15 protein-coding genes are annotated in these 16,130 nt (G+C 63.1%); 6 read left to right on the forward strand and 9 right to left on the reverse strand.

Annotated features, from left to right (window positions below; genetic code table 11):
* Positions 1 to 8: 8 nt before the first annotated feature.
* From AC4P1R_RS23585 to AC4P1R_RS23595, 3 genes are all read right to left on the reverse strand, one after another.
* A complete protein-coding gene (locus tag AC4P1R_RS23585; protein ID WP_492178028.1) occupies positions 9 to 1,007 on the reverse strand; it encodes a HupE/UreJ family protein in 999 nt (332 codons plus the stop codon).
* The gene (locus AC4P1R_RS23590; protein WP_492178029.1) at positions 1,004 to 1,873 is read right to left on the reverse strand and encodes a peptidyl-prolyl cis-trans isomerase; all 870 of its coding nucleotides are present in this window, start codon (positions 1,871 to 1,873) and stop codon (positions 1,004 to 1,006) included. The genes AC4P1R_RS23585 and AC4P1R_RS23590 overlap by 4 nt, the downstream gene beginning before the upstream one ends.
* 196 nt (positions 1,874 to 2,069) lie before the next feature.
* Entirely contained in the window at positions 2,070 to 2,369 is a 300-nt protein-coding gene (locus AC4P1R_RS23595; RefSeq protein WP_492178030.1) for a hypothetical protein, read from the reverse strand.
* 141 nt (positions 2,370 to 2,510) lie between these two features.
* On the opposite strand from AC4P1R_RS23595, the gene AC4P1R_RS23600 reads away from it, so the two are divergent.
* From AC4P1R_RS23600 to AC4P1R_RS23620, 5 genes are all read left to right on the forward strand, one after another.
* On the forward strand, positions 2,511 to 4,271 hold the full coding sequence (locus AC4P1R_RS23600; protein ID WP_492178031.1) for a hypothetical protein: 1,761 nt from the start codon (positions 2,511 to 2,513) through the stop codon (positions 4,269 to 4,271).
* A 132-nt stretch (positions 4,272 to 4,403) separates the two neighbouring features.
* Entirely contained in the window at positions 4,404 to 5,219 is an 816-nt protein-coding gene (locus tag AC4P1R_RS23605) for a DUF2092 domain-containing protein (protein WP_492178032.1), read from the forward strand.
* 2 nt (positions 5,220 to 5,221) lie between these two features.
* On the forward strand, positions 5,222 to 5,503 hold the full coding sequence (locus AC4P1R_RS23610; RefSeq protein ID WP_151612829.1) for a hypothetical protein: 282 nt from the start codon (positions 5,222 to 5,224) through the stop codon (positions 5,501 to 5,503).
* Complete coding sequence (locus tag AC4P1R_RS23615; protein WP_492178033.1) at positions 5,494 to 6,795, forward strand: alpha/beta hydrolase; 1,302 nt, start codon at positions 5,494 to 5,496, stop codon at positions 6,793 to 6,795. Before AC4P1R_RS23610 ends, AC4P1R_RS23615 begins: the two co-directional genes overlap by 10 nt.
* Before the next feature lie 113 nt (positions 6,796 to 6,908).
* Complete coding sequence (locus AC4P1R_RS23620) at positions 6,909 to 7,700, forward strand: hypothetical protein (protein WP_492178034.1); 792 nt, start codon at positions 6,909 to 6,911, stop codon at positions 7,698 to 7,700.
* 190 nt (positions 7,701 to 7,890) lie between these two features.
* Here the strand turns inward: AC4P1R_RS23620 and AC4P1R_RS23625 are convergent, their stop codons facing one another.
* The 6 genes from AC4P1R_RS23625 to AC4P1R_RS23650 form a co-directional block, all read right to left on the reverse strand.
* Positions 7,891 to 8,310, reverse strand: coding sequence for a GFA family protein (locus AC4P1R_RS23625; RefSeq protein WP_151612833.1), 420 nt, complete (start codon positions 8,308 to 8,310; stop codon positions 7,891 to 7,893).
* 37 nt (positions 8,311 to 8,347) lie between these two features.
* Entirely contained in the window at positions 8,348 to 8,794 is a 447-nt protein-coding gene (locus AC4P1R_RS23630) for an SRPBCC family protein (protein WP_069457274.1), read from the reverse strand.
* Positions 8,791 to 9,111: an ArsR/SmtB family transcription factor gene (locus AC4P1R_RS23635; protein WP_069457273.1), complete on the reverse strand. Its 321-nt coding sequence runs from the start codon at positions 9,109 to 9,111 to the stop codon at positions 8,791 to 8,793. Before AC4P1R_RS23635 ends, AC4P1R_RS23630 begins: the two co-directional genes overlap by 4 nt.
* A 416-nt stretch (positions 9,112 to 9,527) precedes the next feature.
* On the reverse strand, positions 9,528 to 11,738 hold the full coding sequence (locus AC4P1R_RS23640; protein WP_151612837.1) for a xanthine dehydrogenase family protein molybdopterin-binding subunit: 2,211 nt from the start codon (positions 11,736 to 11,738) through the stop codon (positions 9,528 to 9,530).
* A gap of 3 nt (positions 11,739 to 11,741) precedes the next feature.
* Positions 11,742 to 12,200, reverse strand: a complete 459-nt coding sequence (locus AC4P1R_RS23645) for a (2Fe-2S)-binding protein (protein WP_151612839.1) — start codon at positions 12,198 to 12,200, stop codon at positions 11,742 to 11,744.
* A 477-nt stretch (positions 12,201 to 12,677) separates the two neighbouring features.
* Positions 12,678 to 15,008 (reverse strand): heavy metal translocating P-type ATPase, encoded by a 2,331-nt coding sequence (locus AC4P1R_RS23650; protein WP_492178035.1) that lies wholly within the window; start codon positions 15,006 to 15,008, stop codon positions 12,678 to 12,680.
* A 482-nt stretch (positions 15,009 to 15,490) separates the two neighbouring features.
* Here AC4P1R_RS23650 and AC4P1R_RS23655 point away from each other — a divergent pair, with 482 nt between their 5' ends.
* Complete coding sequence (locus AC4P1R_RS23655; protein ID WP_069457268.1) at positions 15,491 to 15,913, forward strand: MerR family transcriptional regulator; 423 nt, start codon at positions 15,491 to 15,493, stop codon at positions 15,911 to 15,913.
* Positions 15,914 to 16,130: the final 217 nt, after the last annotated feature.

Raw genomic sequence — 16,130 nt, forward strand, 5'->3', positions numbered from 1 at the left:
CGCTTCCTCTAGAACATCGCCAGTCGCTGCACGGTCCAGAACATGGCAACGGAGCCGATCGCATAGGCCGGAACACGGTACCCCCACGTCGGGAGCGGCAGGGGAATACGGCGGACCGCAGCCGCGAGCGCCAGTGCCGCTGCCACGAAGAGAAGCTGTCCGATTTCCACGCCGCCATTGAAGAACAGCAGCGCCGGAGGGACGTGTCCTGCAGGCAGGCCGGCCTCGCTCAGCGCACCCGCAAAACCGAAGCCGTGCAGCAGGCCGAAGCCGAAGGCCACGAGCCATGGCGCCCGCGCCGCCATGCCCTCGCGCCCCTGGTCCCGATGGACGATCTCGACAGCGACGAAGACGATGGAAAGTGCAATCACCGCCTCGACCGGGGCGAGCGGCACGTTCACGAGCCCGAGGGTGGCCAGCGCGAGCGTGATGGAATGGGCGAGGGTGAAGGCCGTAATCGTCTTCACCAGCAGCCCGATACCCCGCGTCAGCATCAGAAGCGTGAAGACGAAGAGCAGGTGATCGATGCCGAAGAGGATGTGCTCGATCCCGAGCAGCAGGTAGATGCCGGCAACGTGGAGGACGGTGTCCCGGGCCGGTATCGTCGCCGAGGGCTCGTTCGGCGTCAGGCGTTGCGTCCAGGTGCTGCCGTCAGCATATTCGATGTGCGCGAGCACATCGGTCATCGTTGCCGCAAGCCCGGCGATTGTCAGGGTCTGACCGCGCAAAGCCGGGGCTTGCAGGGACCAGGTTTCGATCGCCGCACCCGGAAGGATGCGGACGGCCGGCAGCGACGGATGGGTCTCTCCGGAGAATTCGGGCTTCAGCGCGAGCCTCATATCGCCGCGCATCGGCACCTTCCACAAGACGGAGAACATACCCGGCTCCTGCTCACGCAGTTCGAGATAGGCGGGCCGCACCTCGTGCGCCAATGCAGCCGCGGCGACCAGCAGCGGCAAAAGGCAGGCCGTCAGCGCTGCCAAGCGGACGATGGCGCGCCACATCATCGGATACCCTCCTGCGCCAGATGGCCGATGAAGGGCTCGACGCTTGGCTCCGCCACGATTTCGTATTTCTCTAACAATTCCGCGAAGTAACGTTCCTGGTGCCGGCGCCGCTCTTCGTCCTGCCATTGCGCGAGCACTTCGCTCTTGACCTCGGCGAAGGGCCTGATCGCGGGAGGGGCAATCTCGGATACGTGGACGAGATGCTGTCCGAAGGCGGACTCGATCGGGCCGCTCCATTCTCCCGCCTTGAGTGCAACGACCTCCTGTGAAAATTCAGGTCCGAACTGTGCGGCGATGTCGCTTTGCGTGTCATCCTCCAGTCGTGCCTCAGCCAGCCACTGGTCCCCTTGTTCGATGATCGCCGTCTCCCCAAGGCCGTCGGATGCGGCAAGCACGCGTCGCGCGTCGGCCGCCGCATCCTGGCGCTTCGAACCGCTGAAAAAGACGTGGACGAAAGACACCCGTGCCTCCTGGCGGAACCGGTCCGGATGCGCATCATAGAACTGGTGAAGGTCGCCTTCGGTCGGCTCGGCGAGGCGCGCGGTATCCTCGATCAGGAATGCCACCTTTTGTGCCAGCCTGCGCCGGATGATCGTATCGTCCTGGTCGAGTCCCAAGGCGCGGGCCTCGTTGGCAAGCAGTTCTTCCTTGACCAGCTCCGCGATGAGACCGCGCAGTTCCTCCTCGGAGGGCGCGCGCCCCCATTGGCCGGTCCATGTCTCAGTGATCCAGCGCAGGTGCCCGTCGTCGAGCCGGATTTCCGGCCGGTCGCCTGTCCCGGCGTTGCTGTTGAGCCAGGCATGGGCGACAAACAGGGCGGCGCCGGCGATGGCGAAGTGGACGAGGGGTTCCTTCAGTAACCTCATGGCGAGTCATCCCGCTTGAGTATCTCCCGGTCAGGCGGAATTGCCCGAAACGCGATACGAAAAAACTGACATGGCGGTCGTGAATGCCTTTGAGCACCCGCCCTGAAGCAGGTTTCGGAGCGTCCGACGCTCCGATAAACTGCGGCGATCAAATCCTGAGCAGATGAAGCGCGGGAGAGCGACACGCGAACCTGCTTCAATGCTTCGGCAATCGCGGCATCGTGACGACATTTGCCCGCTCCAGCGCCTCGGCGATCTCCCCGGCAAGATCCGTGACGATCTCGTCGTATTCCAGGCGCCGCACCGCACGAAGGCTTTCCGGCAAGTGCTCGACCGCAGCGAGCGCCTCTTCGGCGGCTGCAAGATCGTCGCAGATGCAACGGAAATTCTCGTCCCGCGCAAGCAACGCTTCGATCTGGGCACCTCGCGTCGGAAAGCGGCAAGTGGCCGCTTGCAGTCCCCTTTTCCCTACAGTGCCGTCCGACCGCGCACCCATGTTCGAGTAGCCTTCGCAATGCTGAAAACTCTGTCAGGGAGAGTATATTGCGCTAAGTCAATGCAGGGATGTAACTTACGTGGGCAAACAGGCGTATGCGGTAGGCAATGCGCCTGCGGCGGCCTGTGAAGGGGGCGAGGCATGGTCCAGACCCGTTCTGTCCGAGTGGATCAGGCGGCAAAGCCGATGCCGCCGGAGCCGGAGATCCGCCTACAATTGCAGCGAATCCTGTCGAGCCTGGAATTTGACGTGCCGGAACGGGCGCGGAGGTTTCTCTCCTATGTCGTCGAGGAGGCCATCGCGGGCCGAGGGGATCGGATCAAGGCCTACTCGATTGCGGTGGCGGTTTTCGGCCGCGACTCCTCGTTCGACGCACAGACCGATCCCGTCGTTCGGATTGAAGCAGGGCGAATAAGACGGGCGCTCGAGCGCTATTACCTCGTTGCGGGACAATGCGATCTGATCACGATCGACATACCCAAAGGCGGATACGTTCCAGTCTTCAGCCGGAACGATGGCGGCGCGGAGCTGGACGGAAATGCAGAGCATACTGCGGAAGAGCGCAGCGAGACTGGCGAGCGCCCGGCGACGCGCTGGCGGCCGATCCTTGTCGCCGCCGCCGGATTTCTTCTTCTCGGATCCATTCTTCTCTTCGGCATCTCGCGAACGGATCACGTGCCCAACGCGTCCTCGACCCTGGCGCAGACCGTGCCGGACGTGCCACGTCTGATCGTCCTGCCTTTCGAGGACCTGTCCGGAAGTGACAGCTCGGTGGCGAGGGGCTTGACCGACAAGGTCATCGAACAGATCTCGAAGTTCAAGGAAATCGTCGTGGTCGCGGGCGACCCGCCTGATGCGTCGAGCGAGACGCCGGCAGGCGCCGTAGTGCAGAATGCACGCTATGCGCTTTCAGGCGGCGTGCGGTTCGACGGTTATCGGCTGCGGCTGACTAGCCGCCTCGTCAACCGCGCCGACGGATCGGTCCTGTGGGCCGAAAGCTACAATGAGAGCCTGAAGGTCCGTAGTCTTATCGAGCTCGAAACCAAGATAGCGCGCTCCGTGGCCACGGCACTGGCGCAGCCCTACGGCGCCATATTCAGGGCGGATGCCTCGTCGGCGGCAAACATGCCGCCGAAAGATTGGGAAGCCTATCGATGCACTCTGGCCTATTATGGCTATCGCGCCAGCCTTAATCCGCAGACCCATGCCTCGGTTCAGGGCTGCCTCAAGCGGGCGGTAGAGAAATTCCCGGGCTATGCCACCGCCTGGGCGCTGCTTTCGCTGACCTACATCGATCAGCTCCGGTTCCGCTACCGCCTCGATGCTCCCGCTTCGCCGCCGGTCGATCTCGCCATCGCGGCTGCAAGGCGCGCCGTCGAACTCGATCCGCAGAACGTTCGCGGCCTTCAGGCGGAAATGCTTGCTTTTTTCCTGCGCGGCGACGTCGATACGGCACTGAAGATCGGCGAGCGCGCACTGGCCATGAATCCGAACGACCCGGAACTGAGCGGGGAATATGGGCTTCGGCTAGCGCTGTCGGGCGAGTGGGCGCGCGGGTGTCACCTCGTCGCGGAAGCGGTCAGCAGGAACCCCGGGCCTCTCGGCTATTTCGAGGCATCGCTCGCGCTTTGCGCCTACATGCAACAGGACTATGCCGCCGCCGAGCAATGGATCAGGGCAGCCGATGTGCAGGCCAATCCGCTTTACCATTTCATCGCTGCCGCCATCCTCGGGCAACTTGTGAAGTCGGAGGAAGCGGCCAGGGAAAGAGAATGGATCGAGAAGAACGCACCGGGCATTCTCCAGAACATTCGCCAGGAGGTGGCGCTGCGCATCCACCGGCCGGACGACCAGAGCCATTTCCTCGAAGGCTTGGCGAAGGCGGGTCTGGCGGTCCCGTAAATCCGCAGCCTTCCGCCGCCGGCGGATGCGCAAGTCGATAGACGTTACGCGATGTTACATGCGTCCAGCGCGCCGCCATAATAGAAGAAAGAATAGCCTGCGAGGGCAGTCCCAGAGGAAAGGGAGGCGTGCATGAACAGTCTTCCGTCGCATGACACACCATGCAAGGTCCGGCGGATGAGGCGATGGGTCGCGTCATTGGCATTCCCGCTTGCCCTGTCGGTGTCGTCGCCGGTTCTCGCTCAAGACGAAGAGGCGAAGAGAATCCTGAAGGCGATGGCCGACTACGTCACGGCGCAGCAGCAGATCCAGTTGACCTATGACGTGGACATCGAGGTGATCACGCCGCATCTGGAAAAGCTGCAGTTCGCGTCCTCGGGCGATCTCAAGCTCGCCCGGCCCGACAAGTTGCAGGCAACGCGGAGCGGGGGCTACGCGCATGTCGAACTCTTTTTCGACGGAAAGACCGCGACCGTCTACGGAGAGGACAGCAACGCCTTCGCGCAGGTGGAGATGCCGGGCTCGCTCGACCAGATGATCGACCGGCTGAGAGCCGAGCACCACATCGAGATGCCCGGCGCGGACCTGCTTCTGTCCGACCTCTACGAGGAACTGGTCGCCGGTGTCATAGAGGCCAAGTATATCGGCCGCGGCGTCGTGGATGGCGTCGAGTGCGAGCACCTGGCCTTCCGCAACCGGGAAACCGACTGGCAGCTCTGGGTGGAACCCGGAGCCGCGCCCATTCCGCGAAAATACGTCATCACCAGCAAGACCCTTGCGGCTGCCCCGCAATACAGCTTGCGGATCAAGTCATGGGACACGAAGACGTCGCTCGACGCGGGGGCTTTCGCCTTCAAGCCGCCTGAAGGCGCGAAATCGGTCGAGTTCACGGCCTTGACCGATATCGGCGAACTGCCACCGCCTGCGGAAGCACCGAAGGAGCAATGACCATGGACAGGGGTCGAACAGCCATATTTGCGGTTGCCATGCTGGGCGGCATCCTCTGCCTCTTCTGGAGCGGCTCCTTCATTCCGGAGCGGGCGGGCGGCCTGGTATCGCAAGCGCAGGCGAGGGTCGGCAGGCCGGCGACGCCGATAAGCTATGCCGGTGTCGCGCGCCGCACGACGCGGCGAGCCGTCTATGCCGGCGCCGCCGCTGCAACATACTACGGTCCCGCATGTGTGGAAATTCGGGATGCATACGGCAATGTAGTGGGTTACCGATGCCCCTGAAGTGGTTGCCGACCAAGCGGTTGAGCCTGCCCCTCGCCTTCGGCCTGCTTGCGACGGTCCTGGCGGCATGCGCCAGCCGTCCGACCGGCGTACTCGAACCCGTGGCCGCCTCGCCATCGACCAGCCAGGTGGAGATGCTCGTTGCGACCACACGCGGCCGGGCGGAGAAGCGCGGCGAGATGTTCAGCGGCGAACGTGCGCGCAGCCCGACCTTCGCGAACATTACGGTGTCGATTCCGCCTGAAAGTGTGCGCAAGGAAGGCGAAGTGGCATGGCCGCGTCGGCTTCCGCCCAATCCGGCCACGGATTTCGCCACCCTCAAGGCCGAGGAAATCGACCGGCCGGCGGCCGAAAAATGGTTGAGCTCATCCGTGCGCAGGAGCCCGGATCGCAGCGTCCTCGTCTTCATCCACGGCTTCAACAATCATTTCGAGGATGCGGTCTTCCGTTTTGCGCAGATCGTTCACGATTCGGGTGCTCACAGCGCCCCGGTGCTGGCGACCTGGCCCTCGCGCGGCAGCCTGCTCGCCTATGGCTATGATCGCGAAAGCACCAACTATACGCGCAATGCGGTGGAGCGACTGTTCCAGTACCTGGCTCGCGATTCGGAGGTAAAGGAAGTATCGATCCTCGCCCATTCGATGGGCAACTGGCTGGCTCTGGAATCACTTCGTCAGATGGCCATCCGCAATGGCGGGCTGCCCGCGAAGTTCAAGAATGTCATGCTGGCGGCGCCCGACGTCGATGTGGACGTCTTTCGCTCGCAGATCGCGGATATGGGCAGGCAGCTTCCGCGCTTCACGCTTTTCGTCTCGCGCGACGATCGTGCGCTCGCCGCTTCCAGGCGTGTCTGGGGCAATGTGTCCCGGTTGGGTGCGATCGATCCGGAGCAGTCGCCCTACAAGGAAGAATTGTCCGCGAACAACATAGCGGTCATCGACATGACCAAGGTCAAATCCGGCGACAGGCTGCACCACACCAAGTTTGCAGAATCGCCGGAAATCGTCCAGTTGATCGGCACCCGCCTGTCGGCCGGACAGGCATTGACCGACAGCCGGTTGGGGCTGGGCGATCACATCGTTGCGGCGACGGCCGGAGCCGCGCACACGGTCGGTACGGCAACCGCCTTGGCCGTTGCCGCTCCGATTGCCGTGGTGGACCAGAACACCCGGGAAAACTACGCCCGCTATATCGAGGCCCTGACCGGGCCTTCCGGCCAGTCGACACAAGATACGACGGTTCCCGACTGCAGCAATCGAAGCCAGGCGAGGACTGGAAGTTGCAGCCGGTGATGAAAATCCAGCGAAGAGTGCCAGAAAGTGCTTGGTCGAACGACCGCGCTCCGTCATCATCCGCGCCGGGGTGAATCGATCGATCACGGAAGCTATTGTTACCGGGGGAAACGATGAAGTCTTGCCTTTTTCCAGCATTGGCGGCCGTAGGAAACTTGCTCGCTTTCGGCGGCGCGATGGCCGCGGACATCTATTCTCCGCTGACGCCGGCGGTTCAGGAGGCCACGACCGAGAGCGGTTGGACCTTCTCCTTTGCGCCCTATTTCTGGGCGGCGGGGCTCTCGGGAGACGTAGCGGCGTTCGGGCTGCCGGAGGCCAATGTCGACGCGAGCTTCAGCGATATCTTCGAACACCTGGATTTCGGGGCGATGGCGATCGGGGAAGCCCGCAACGGCCCCTACAGCATCTTTGGCGACGTGATGTATACGAAGATTTCGGGGCAGGCCGGCACGCCCCGGGGCATCCTCGCCACCGACGTCGAACTCTCTTCCGAGACATTCGGCGGACTGCTTGGGGCCGGTTATTCGGTCTTTGAAGACAGTTCAACGCGGCTGGATATCGTCGGCGGCCTGCGCGTCTGGCACGCCAAGACGGAGCTTTCCTTCAGTGGCGGCGTTCTCGACGGGGTCTCCCGAAGCGATGATGCGACCTGGGTGGACGGCGTGGCCGGTTTCCGCGGCACCTATTCGTTCACGCCGGAAATCTACCTGACCGGCTGGGGCCTCATCGGGGCGGGCGGCGCCGATCTCGATTGGGACGTCGCCGCGGCGATTGGCTACCGCTTCAGCGACACCATCTCGGCCGTCGCCGGCTACCGCGCCCTGGGGGTCGACTACAGCGATGACGGCTTCGTCTTCGACGTCGTTCAGCAGGGGCCGGTCCTGGGGCTCGTCGTGCGGTTTTAGGGCCAAGGCAATCGAGCCGCTCAATCGAACGGAACGGACCTCGCTTCCTTGCAGAAAGGTTCCAGCATTCTGCCCCTCTCATAAATGGTCAGAGTCGGGTGAAAGCGGTGGTCGGGATCGTTTGGACGGCAATCGGCGTCGAATAAGTGGATCGCCGTGATCTCGATCGTTTGCATGAGTCTTGCGGAATTCAGTCGGGCACCATCCGCTCGAATTTCTGCAAAGAGGGATCGATCGGGTCCCATGCCTGGCCGCGGATGCTGTATGTAAGCGCTTGCGGGTTGAATTGGCTCGGATCGTCGAGGCTGGTCGCGTGGACGGCGATCAGTTCCGGCATGGCCGCAAATGTCAGATAGACCGGTGTTCCGCAGGTGGGGCAGAAGGCGTGGGTCTTGTGGTTCCCACTATCCGCGGCCACGCTCCACCGTGACGCTTCACCAGTCATTCTTACGTCGGCCTTCTGCGGAAAGGTCAAATAAGATCCGTGGCCGGTGCCGCTTCGTTTCTGGCAATCTCTGCATTGGCAGTGGTTCTCGAAGATGGGTTCACTGCTCGTTTCATAACGGATGGCGCCGCACGCGCAGCCTCCTGTGTAGGTCTTCCTGTTCATCGGGTCACTCCCGTTTTCCTGATGTGCCGGCGTGCGGTCAGAGGTCCATGCCCCGACCGGTTTCAAGGAAGGACTTCATGCTGGACAGCACGTACGGCCAGCCTTTGCTGATCCCGTTCAGCATGCTGCTGCCGGGCTGCAGGTCGTCATGCATGACGGTCAGCTTGACGATCTCACCCTGCGGCTCGATGTCGAAGGTGACACGACTGTATTGGTCGGGATCGTCCTTTTGGCTCTCATTCGCCCAGCTGATGACGAGCCGCTTCGGCGGGTCGCTTTCGATGACCTCGCCCACCAGGTCGACGGTTCGCGCCTCATCTGTGCGGATATGCTGCCATGCGGAGCCGGGCCGCCAGTCCTCCGAGACATTCTCATGGCCCCAGTAGCGGCGAGCGATTTCCGGCCGCGTGATCGCTTCGAACACCTTTTCGGGTGTCGTGCGGATAAAAGTGACGTAAACGAAACTGGCTGATTTGTCGGTCATGTCTTCTTCCTCTCAAGTTCCTGTTTGAGGTCGTGGAGAAGGCTCAGGCGTCCTTCCTCGAACTTCCGGATCCAGCGCTCGTAGACCTCGTAGAGCGGGACTGGGTTGATGAAGTGCAGCTTCTCGCGCCCGCGGCGCACCGTGCTGATTAGATTGGCCTGTTCCAGGAGGCCGAGATGCTGGGTCACGGATTGGCGTTTCATGTCCATGGCCTCGCAGAGCTGCCCGAGCGTCTGGCCATTCTGGGCGCAAAGACGGTCCAGCAGCATCCTGCGGCCGGGATCGGCCAGAGCCTTGAACACCTTGTCGTCATCCATTGATATCTCCGTATGCGATGACAGTCATGTATGCAGGTATTTGCCTGCATGTCAACAGATGCAGGCAAATACCTGCATAATTGAAGTGAGAACAATCGAGGGGGGCTTCATCCTGGCGATCGTCGCATCCAGGGCGAACGGCTGCTCCGGGAAACTTTGCGCATCGGGCTTTGCGGAAATCGGGTACGATTTTCGGGCCGATGCGCTATGTGGTCGGCGGACCCACTTCGAGGACCCGCAATTCCTGGAAGTGGTTCATATCCTCGAAACAGCAGAACGCCGGAGGTCGGGTGGGATGGCTTCGGCGTCGATGATGCTTCGTCCAGGATCGGGGGAATTGCAGACCTGCATAGGCAGGTTTCAAGAACGCTGTATGAAAATGCCCGGCCGGCGTTGCAGCCGGCCGGGCAGAAGAGTCAGGCGTTGATCGACCGCGCGAAAGGCAGGACGCGGATGCGCTTGCCGAGCGCCTTATAGGCGGCGTTGGCGACGGCCGGGCCGATCGGCGGGACGCCCGGCTCACCGATGCCGGAGGGCGGGTTGGCGGAGGGGACGATATGCACCTCGACCCGCGGCATGGCGTCGATCCTGAGCGGTGTGTACAGGTCGAAATTGCCCTGGTCGACCTGACCGTCGGTAAGCGTGATTTCCTCGCCGAGAATGGCGCCCAGACCAAAGCCGATACCGCCTTCCACCTGCGCGCGGACCTGATCGGGATTGACCGCCAGGCCGCAATCGACGGCCGCTACCACGCGCTCGACCTTGATTCCACCATTGCCGTCGGCCGACACCTCGGCGATCTCGGCGACGACGGAGCCGAAGCTCTCGGCAATCGCGACGCCGCGGAAGCGGCCCTCGGGAAGAGGCTTGTCCCAGCCGGCCTTTTCCGCCGCGAGCTTCAGGACGGTCGCATGGCGCGAATCCGGTTCGAGCATGGAGAGGCGGAATTCGACCGGATCGCGCCCCGCCGCCTCGGCGATCTCGTCGAGGAAGGTTTCGGCCGCGAAGGCGGTATGGGTCGAACCGACGGAACGCCACCACAGAACCGGCACGCCGAAATCAGTGGTCGTCAGGCCGACCGTCTGGTTCGGGATGGCGTAGGGCAGGTTGCTTGCCCCCTCGACCGAGGTCGGGTCGACGCCGTTCTGAATCATCCCTTGCAGAGCCGTCCTTGCCACGATCGACTGGCCGACGATGTGATCGTCCCAGGCGACGAGTTTCCCGCTCTCGTCGAGGGCGGCCTTGAGGCTGTGGACATAGGCGGGTCGGTAGCGTCCGGCGCGCATATCGTCCTCGCGCGTCCATTGCACCTTCACCGGTGCACGGAAACCAATCGCCTTGGCCGCATAGACGGACTCGACGACGATATCGCCGTCGGAGACGGCCCGACGGCCGAAGCTGCCGCCGGACTTCATGACGTGGAGGCGCACCTTGTCGGGGGTGATGCCTGCGATCTCGCCCGCGAGCTTCTGGTAGATGTCCGGGAACTGGTGTCCGCCCCAGATCTCCAGCGTCCCGTCTTCGTTCATGCGCGCAACCGCATTCAGCGGCTCCATCGCCGCATGGGCGAGATAGGGGAAGTCGAAGCTTGCTTCAAGGACCTTGGTGGCCCCGGCGAAGGCTGCCTCCGTGTCGCCGTCCTTGCGCGCCATCGCAGCGGGGGGCTTCTTTGCCAGATCGCGATACATCGCCATCTGCTCGTCCGTGCCGCGTTTCTCCGCCACCGTCTCGTCCCACTCGACCGTGACCGCATCGCGCCCCTTGACCGCCGCCCACATGTGTTCGCCGATGATGGCGATGCCGCGCGGCGTCTCGACGACGTCGACCACGCCCTTGAGAGCCTTTGCGGCCGAAGCATCAAAGGACTTCACCTTCGCCCCGAACAGCGGCGGATGGATCATCACCGCCGTCAGCATGCCGGGCAGCTTGACGTCGATCGTGTATTGCTCCGTTCCGTTCGTCTTGCGGGCGCTGTCGAAACGCTTCAGCTTGTCATTGCCGATCAGCTTCCACTCGCCCGGCTGCTTCAGCGTCACATCGCCCGGCACCGGCATCGTCGCCGCCCTGGCGGCAAAGTCGCCGAAACCGCCGCTCTTGCCGGAGGGGTGGGCGAGACGGCCGTTCTCGACGGTGATCTCCGCCGCATCGACGCCCCATTCCTCGGCGGCAGCGACAACCAGCATCGCGCGCGCGGCCGCACCCGCCTTGCGATAGCGCTCCCACGATGTGGACATCGAGGTCGAGCCGCCCGTTCCCTGGATGGCGCCGCCGAAGGCGATATTGCCATAGGCCTGCACATTGCCAGCGGCACCCTTCACCTCGATCGCCGACCAGTCGGCATCGAGTTCCTCGGCCACCAGCGTGGCGATGCCGTTATAGGAGCCCTGGCCCATCTCGAACTGCGAGGAAAGCACGGTCACCTTGCCGTCGCCGTCGATCGTCACGTAGGGGGAAAAGGCGTGCGAGCCTGTCGCGTTCTCGCTGGCGGCCGCCGGCGCGGCGGCAAGCAGGCGGAAGCCGACGGCGATGCCGGTGCCGGCGGCAAGCGCGCCGATGAGGAACTGCCGCCGAGAGGCTTCGATCCGCAGGGACGGAAGGGAAACCGATTGCATCAGTCTCGGGATCATGACTTACGCCTCCAAACGTTTTGCGGCTTCGTGGATACCGGCACGGATCCGGTGATAGGTGGCGCAGCGACAGAGATTGCCCGACATCGCCGCGTCGATATCCGCGTCGCTCGGCTTCGGATTGCTGCTCAGAAGGTCCGTCGCCGACATGATCTGCCCGGATTGGCAATAGCCGCATTGCGGCACGTCGAGGTCGGCCCAGACCGCCTGCACCGTTTCGGCGACCTTGCCGTTCAGGCCCTCGATGGTCGTCACCTGAGCGCCTTCGATGTCACCGATGAAGGTCTGGCAGGAACGGACCGGCGAACCATCGACATAGACGGTGCAGGCGCCGCATTGGGCCATGCCGCAGCCGAATTTCGTCCCGGTCAGCCCGACAAGATCGCGGATGACCCAGAGCAGCGGCATGTCCGGTTCGGCGTCGACGGAGCGTTCGACGCCGTTGATCGTTACAATCACCATGGTGTTCTCCTCGCGTTGTGGCGCATGGCTGCACGGGGCGCAGCTCCGGAGCGTACCGGTTTGTGCCCCCAGGCCAAGGCCGACTGCGGCGGAAGCTTAAAAGACCGTCCCGGTGGCCGGTATACTCAATCCTGCCGGATTATTGCCTATTCCTGTCGACTTAAACGAATGTCCTATGGCGTTGAACGGCCACCTTCAGGTGGCCCATGGAAGCAGGGGCCGCGTCAGGCAGTTCGTGCTTAAGGGCACGCAACGTGCAAGCTGGGCCTAGCCCGCTTCCCTCAACTGCTGGCCCGTGCCCATGAAGCCACCGACGAGCAGATGTCCAAACATCAGCCAGGCGGGATGTGGTGCGATGGCCGAAACGAAACCGGCAAACTCAAGATCCATCCCAGACCAGGTGAAACAGCACCACGCCGGCGAAGGCCAGGCCATGAACCATGTTGACTGCGACAAGTTTCGACATCGAACTGACGCTCAATGATCGTGTGTCAGGGCACCGGCCGCCATTCGGTCGCCGGAAGACGACAGCACGTCTGAAAAAGCAGGCGCCCCAACGAGAAGCCGAAGGGCGTTTGCCGTGACCAGAACCGTTGCGCCCGTGTCGGCAAGGATGGCTGGCCACAGGCCGGTGATCCCCATGACCGTCGTCACCAGAAACACCGCCTTGAGACCCAGCGCGATTGTGATGTTCTGCCGGATATTCGCCATTGTCCGCTTCGACAGCGCGATCATCTCGGCGACGTCGTCGACGCGCCCATGCAGGCTGGCGGCATCGCCGGTTTCGAGCGCTACGTCCGTCCCGCCGCCCATCGCGACTCCGACATCGGCGGCGGCGAGCGCGGGAGCGTCGTTGATACCGTCGCCGACCTTGGCCACGCGAACGCCTTCGGCCTGCAATTGAGCGACAATCCGCTGTTTGTCCTGCGGTAGAAGGTCCGCGTGCACCTCGATGCCGAGCTCCCGACCGACGGCTTGGGCGGTGCGCGCGTTGTCGCCGGTCAGCATGATCGTGCGCAGACCGTCACCGGCCAGGCGCTTCAGGGCGGAGACGGCATCGGATCGGGGCTCATCCCGCATCGCCAGCGCACCGAAGGCCTTGTTGTCGGCCACCAGCACAGAGACGCTCTTGCCCTCGTCACGAAGCCCCTGCAGCCGCAATTCGCTTTTGGCATCAAGCGACGCGAGTTCTGCCGCCGCCTTTACGGACCCCAGGAAGAGATCCCGCCCTTCGACGCGGCCGGTGACGCCCTTGCCGCCAAGGGCCTTGGCATTCTCGGCGGGTGGCAGACTGATCGAGAGGTCCGCCGCTCTTTCCAGGATAGCCTTCGCCAAGGGATGGTTCGATCCGGCTTCGAGCGCCGCGGCAAGCCGCAAGACTTCAGCTTCGTCGGCTCCGAAGCCGACGATGTCCGTCACCTTCGGCCGCCCTTCGGTAAGCGTGCCGGTCTTGTCGAAGGCAACCGCTCCGATACGGCCAAACATCTCTAGCGCAGCGCCGCCCTTGATAAGGAGGCCGCGGCGGGCGCCTGAGGCGAGTGACGCCGCGACGGCAGCCGGTGTCGAGATCACCAGCGCACAGGGGCAGCCGATCAGGAGGATGGCGAGGCCCTTGTAGATCCATTCGCCCCAAGGTGCTCCGAAGGCGAGCGGCGGCAGGACCGCAACAATTGCCGCTACGAGAACGACGCCCGGCGTGTAGTAGCGCGAGAAACGATCGATGAAGCGCTCCGTGGGTGCCTTCGATTCCTGTGCCTGTTCGACGAGTTGCACCACGCGGGCGATCGTATTGTCCGCCGCCGCGGCGGTGACCCGGATACGAAGAACGGCTTCTCCGTTGATCGTCCCGGCAAATACCTGCGAGCCTGGCTGCTTTTGAACGGGTACGCTTTCGCCGGTGACCGGCGCCTCGTCCACGCCGCTTTCACCACTCTCGATGATCCCGTCGGCCGGAATGCGGTCGCCGGGCCTGACGAGGACAAGCGATTCCTTTTTCAGACTTTTCGCCGGCACCTCGCGCGTTACGTCCCCCTCCACTAGCAAGGTGGTCTTCGGCACGAGGTCGCTGAGCGCGGAGATCGAGGCACGGGCGCGGCCAGCAGCAAAGCCTTCCAGCAGTTCGCCGATGAGGAACAGAAAGACGACGACTGCGGCCTCATGTGTCGCACCGATGACCACCGCGCCTATCGCTGCGATCGTCATCAGGGTTTCGATCGAAAACGGCGCTCCGGCAAGCACCGCTCCCATAACGGCCCGGCGCGCAATCGGAACCAGGCCGACGAGCATCGCGACGGAGAAGAACCAGAAGCCGTAGGCCGGAAACGCCCGCGCCAGACCCCAGGCGGCAAGGAGTGCCAGACCATTGGCGATGACGCGCCTTAATTTGGGATCACGATACCATGGTCCTTCACCGGGACCGTGCACGTGATCGTGTGCATGCTTGTGAACGAGGCCCTCCGCGTGGCCGCCGCAGCATCCCTCGCTATCATGTGCGTGGGCGTGCCCACGTCCTGCATGATTATGATCATGTGGGTCGCTGCAGCCGGCAGTGTCCGCCGTCTCAGAACCAGAAAGCGTCTCGCCCGCCGATAGCGGCTTCGTGCCATAGCCCAGCGCGCGCACCCGCTTTTCGAGATTCTTCAGATCGGCATCGGCCTTATGACTGATCGTCATGCTGCGCGTCGCGACAGAAACAGCGACATTATCGATGCCTGCAACCCGACGCGCGGCACCTTCGATCTTGGCGGCGCAGCTTGCGCAGTCCATGCCTTCAAGCCGGTAGCGACTCTGGATCGCTTGCTTTTCCATGATACATCCCTTCGGATCCGAATTCATAACGCCCAAAGAAGCCTACATGCTCTAACCGCTAGAGGATCAAGCCCCGAACGGGATGATCTTTATGCTTACGGATATTTAATCCTGGATCTCGGGCTAATCTTGGCCGTCGCCATGCCCGGGCCGCTGTGCCGCCCACTTCCGGGCTCCTGGAAGTGCAACGAAGCCGGTGTGAAGTCGCCGTTCAAGTTCAGGAGGGTGAGTTGAGACGCGCTGTCATTGAAGAACGTGATATCGGCCGCACCGGTCGATCGATGGCGTCCCTACGAGAATGTCGGCATGTTCGACCGTGATTTTTGGAGGGGTCCGCTCCGGCCTCATAGCAGGCGGCGCCGCCACAGCTTCCTGTGTTCTCACTTTAGCCTCAAGCAGCCCATCAACGACTGTGGATCGGGTTGAAATCAGAACACCCTAGCCTACATTCTCTAGTCGCTGGAGAATTAAGAGGCAAAGCGATGCGCACCATATCGATTGGCAAAGCCGCCAGGGAAAGCGGCGTGAAGGTTCCGACGATCCGCTATTACGAACAGATCGGACTGCTCGCTGCGCCGGAGCGCACCGAAAGCAATCGGCGAACGTACACGGATGATGACATTCGCAGACTGGCCTTCATACGGCACTCACGGGAACTGGGATTCGAGATCGATGCGATCCGGACCCTGATCGAACTCCAGGAACATCCGGCCGCCCCTTGTGCGGCGGCTGACGCGATTGCCAGGAGACGCCTCGAGGATGTCCAGGCGCGAATCCGAAAGCTCCGAGCTCTGGAGCAGGAACTGGAGCGGATGCTGGCTTCCGGCGTACACGGTCGCGTCCATAACTGCCGGGTCATCGAGGTCCTCGCCGACCATTATAAATGCGTCCACGAGGAGCATTGACGGCAGAAGGTTCTGCCGTGGCGTTCTGGTAGCCATGGACCAGTGCCTGTCTGCCGCGCCCCCATCGTGGGGGCCAGGATCGGAGTGAACGTCATCCAAAGGGAAGTGCGCCTATCAACGCGGGACGGAACACACCCGTGGCAGCCGTCACATCGCGGCCCGCATCCCGGACCGGCAGATTCTTTGGCGACGCGAAATTGCGGACGTTCAACTGCGA

It is taken from the genome of Sinorhizobium sp. Y406 (genome assembly GCF_058732025.1).